We start from the raw sequence: 3,993 nt of genomic DNA, 5'->3' as shown, positions 1-3,993 counted from the left end.
GCGACTGGGTGCTCAGGCGCGCCTGCCTCGACGCGGTGGCCCTCAATCGCGGCGAACACGCCCCGCTGACCATGGCCGTCAACGTGTCGCCCATGCAGGTCCAGCGTCCGGGGTTCGTCGCCTCGATCGAGCGAGTGCTGGCCGAGACCGGCCTCGCGGCGGAGCTTCTGGAGATCGAGATCACCGAAGGCGTGCTGATGGACAGCACCGATCACGCCATCGACGCCATCGAGGGGCTGCGCGCGCTGGGCGTGAACATCGCGCTGGACGACTTCGGCACCGGCTTCTCGAGTCTGAGCTACTTGAAGCGCCTGCCCATCCAGAAGCTCAAGATCGACCGCTCCTTCATTCGCGACGTGACCTGCGACGAGAACGACGCCGCCATCGTCGAGGGGGTGATCACCCTGGCGGAGAAGCTCGGCCTCACCGTGCTGATCGAAGGGGTGGAGACCCGCGAGCAGTTTCTCTACCTGCGCGAGCGGCATCCGACCTACCTTCAGGGCTACTACTTCGCCCGCCCGATCCCGCTGGACGCGCTCACCGACTATCTGGATCGCTTCGACCAGCACGCCGTGCTGCGAGACCTCGCCGGGGCCTGAGGGGCGCCCTCGAACTCGCGCAAACCCCGTGCCGCGAATACGGCCGACTCTGGTACACTCTGGGCCAACGATTCCCTTCGTTTTGCCAACCTTCGTTTTGCCAACAGGTACCCTTGATGAGCCACGCTACGAATCAATCCTGGGGCGGCCGCTTCAGCGAACCCACCGACGCCTTCGTCGCCCGCTTCACTGCTTCCGTGAACTTCGACCAGCGCCTGGCCGGCCAGGACATTCAAGGCTCGATCGCCCACGCCACGATGCTCGCCCGCGTCGGCGTGCTCAGCGACGCCGAGCGCGACGCGATCATCGAGGGCCTGACCGAGATCAGAGGCGAGATCGAACGCGGCGAGTTCGAGTGGTCGGTGCCGCTCGAGGACGTGCACATGAACATCGAGGCGCGCCTGACCCAGAAGATCGGCATCACCGGCAAGAAGCTGCACACCGGCCGCTCGCGCAACGACCAGGTGGCCACGGATATCCGGCTTTTCATGCGCGACGCCATCGACTCGATCGACTCAGAGCTTGCGCGCCTGCGTGAAGGCATGATCACGCTCGCCGAGCGCGAAGCGGACACCATCATGCCGGGCTTCACCCACCTGCAGACCGCCCAGCCGGTCACCTTCGGCCACCACCTGCTGGCCTGGCAGGAGATGCTCGCCCGCGACCACGAGCGGCTTCTGGATACCCGCAAGCGGGTCAACGTGATGCCGCTGGGGGCCGCTGCCCTGGCCGGCACCACCTACCCGATCGATCGCCACGTCACTGCCGAGCTTCTGGGCTTCGATCGCCCGGCGGAGAACTCGCTGGACGCGGTGTCCGACCGCGACTTCGCCATCGAATTCGCCAGCTTCGCCAGCATCCTTCTGATGCACCTGTCGCGCATGAGCGAGGAGCTCGTGCTCTGGACCAGCGCTCAGTTCGACTTCATCGACCTGCCGGATCGCTTCTGCACCGGCTCCTCGATCATGCCGCAGAAGAAGAACCCGGACGTGCCGGAGCTGGTGCGCGGCAAGACCGGGCGCGTCTACGGCCATCTGATGAGCCTGCTCACGCTGATGAAGTCCCAGCCGCTGGCCTACAACAAGGACAACCAGGAGGACAAGGAGCCCTTGTTCGACGCCGTCGACACGGTGCTGGATTGCCTCAAGGCCTTCGCCGACATGGTGCCCGCTATCGAGCCGAAGAAAGAGAGCATGTATGAAGCCGCGCGGCGCGGCTTCTCCACCGCGACGGACCTGGCGGATTACCTGGTGCGCAAGGGCGTGGCCTTCCGCGATGCCCACGAGATCGTCGGCCAGTCGGTGGCCTTCGGCCTGAAGGAGAAGAAGGACCTGTCCGAGATGACCCTCGAGGAGCTTGCGCAGTTCTCCGACACCATCGAGGCGGACGTTTTCGAGGTGCTCACGCTCGAAGGGTCGGTCGCCGCGCGCAACCACATCGGCGGCACCGCGCCGGATCAGGTCCGCGCCGCGGCGAGCCGCGCCCGTGAGGCGCTCAAGGCGCACCGGGAGGCGAAATGAAGGCGCTGGCCGCGATCGTGCTGATCGCCCTCGTGCTTGCCGGCTGTGGGCAGAAGGGCCCGCTCTACCTGCCGGATGACGCCCCCCAGACCGCCGAGGAGTCCTGATGGATCACTTCAACTACCGTGACGGCGTGCTGTTCGCCGAGGACGTGCCGCTCACCCGCATCGCCGACGAGCTCGGCACGCCCTGCTACGTCTACTCGAAGGCCACCTTCACGCGCCACTTTCGCGCCTATACCGAGGCACTCGGCGGTCATCCGCACCTGATCTGCTACGCGGTGAAGGCCAACTCGAACCTCGCGGTGCTGGGGCTTCTGGCGAAGCTCGGCGCGGGCTTCGACATTGTCTCCGTCGGCGAGCTCGAGCGCGTGCTCAAGGCCGGTGGCGACCCGGGCAAGGTGGTCTTCTCGGGCGTGGCCAAGCGGCGCGACGAGATGATTCGCGCGCTCGAGGTCGGCATCAAGTGCTTCAACGTGGAATCCACGCCGGAGCTTGAGCGGCTGAACGCCGTGGCCGCGGAGCTCGGCGTCGTCGCGCCGGTGTCGCTTCGCGTCAACCCGGACGTCGATGCGGGCACCCACCCGTACATCTCCACCGGGCTCAAGGACAACAAGTTCGGCATCGCCGTCGATGAGGCGCTGGAAGCCTATGCGCTCGCTTTCGATCTGCCGAACCTGGCGATCAAGGGGCTCGATTGTCACATCGGCTCGCAGCTCACCGAGACCGCGCCGTTCCTCGACGCCCTCGAGCGGCTGCTGGTGCTGATGGAGCGACTGCGCGAGCGTGGCATCGAGATCGAGCACCTGGATCTCGGTGGCGGCCTCGGCGTGCCCTCCCGCGACGAGACCCCGCCGCAGCCCTTCGACTACGCAAGCCAGCTGCTCGCGCGCCTTTCCCGCTGGGAAGGCGGCGAGACGCTGACATTATTGTTCGAGCCCGGCCGCTCGATCGCCGCCAACGCCGGGGTGATGCTCACCCGGGTCGAGTTCCTGAAGCCCGGCGAGACCAAGAACTTCGCCATCGTCGATGCGGCGATGAACGACCTCATTCGCCCGGCGCTCTACCAGGCCTGGCAGGCGATCGTGCGTGTCGACACCCGCGAGGCGCGCGAAAGCGCGGTGTACGACGTGGTCGGCCCGGTGTGCGAAACCGGCGATTTTCTCGGCAAGGAGCGCGAACTCGCCATTGCCGCAAACGACTTGCTGGCGGTGCGCTCCGCCGGTGCCTACGGTTTCGTGATGGCGTCGAACTACAACAGCCGCCCGCGGCCTGCTGAAGTGATGGTCGACGGTGACCGCGTTCACGTGGTGCGCGCCCGGGAAACCCTCGAGCAGCTCTGGGCCGGCGAGGCGCTCTTGCCGGACGAGGCGAACTGATGCTTCTGCACTTCACCAAGATGCACGGGCTGGGCAACGATTTCATGGTGGTCGACCTGGTCACCCAGCGCGCCCGGCTGACCGACGAGGTGATCGCCCAGCTCGCCGACCGGCGCTTCGGCATCGGCTTCGATCAGCTTCTGGTGGTCGAGCCGCCGCGTGACCCGGACATGGACTTTCGCTACCGCATCTTCAACGCCGACGGCAGCGAAGTGGAGAACTGCGGCAACGGCGCACGCTGCTTCGCCCGTTTCGTGCGCGAGCAGCGCCTGACCCACAAGCACGAGATCCGCGTGGAAACCGCCGGCGGGCCGCTCACCCTGCACGTGCAAAACGATGGCGAGGTACGCGTCGACATGGGCCGACCGCGCTTCGAGCCGGCCGCGCTGCCGTTCGATGCCCAGGAAGACGCGGTGCGCCACGCCATCGAGGTCGACGGCGAGCAGCTCGAGATCGGCGCGGTGTCGATGGGCAACCCGCACGCGGTGCTCACGGT

5 protein-coding genes are annotated in these 3,993 nt (G+C 66.7%); all 5 read left to right on the top strand.

The window, feature by feature from the left end:
- Positions 1–599, top strand: a 599-nt coding sequence (locus tag BIS11_RS12380) for an EAL domain-containing protein (protein WP_253586147.1), incomplete at its 5' end; no start/stop codon positions are given.
- Positions 600–715: 116 nt separating this feature from the next.
- Entirely contained in the window at positions 716–2,119 is a 1,404-nt protein-coding gene (gene argH, locus BIS11_RS12375) for an argininosuccinate lyase (protein WP_253425416.1), read from the top strand.
- On the top strand, positions 2,116–2,226 hold the full coding sequence (locus BIS11_RS12370; protein ID WP_253425413.1) for a lipoprotein: 111 nt from the start codon (positions 2,116–2,118) through the stop codon (positions 2,224–2,226). Before argH ends, BIS11_RS12370 begins: the two co-directional genes overlap by 4 nt.
- Positions 2,226–3,497 (top strand): diaminopimelate decarboxylase, encoded by a 1,272-nt coding sequence (lysA, locus tag BIS11_RS12365; protein WP_253586145.1) that lies wholly within the window; start codon positions 2,226–2,228, stop codon positions 3,495–3,497. The genes BIS11_RS12370 and lysA overlap by 1 nt, the downstream gene beginning before the upstream one ends.
- On the top strand, positions 3,497–3,993 hold a 497-nt coding region (gene dapF / locus BIS11_RS12360), incomplete at its 3' end, for a diaminopimelate epimerase (protein ID WP_253586144.1). The genes lysA and dapF, both read left to right, overlap by 1 nt.

This window comes from Halomonas sp. 707D4, assembly GCF_024158685.1.
In the GTDB taxonomy this organism is placed as follows: domain Bacteria; phylum Pseudomonadota; class Gammaproteobacteria; order Pseudomonadales; family Halomonadaceae; genus Vreelandella.
Note: the sequence above shows the minus strand (reverse complement) of the source record. Positions and strands in the feature narration are given on the sequence as shown.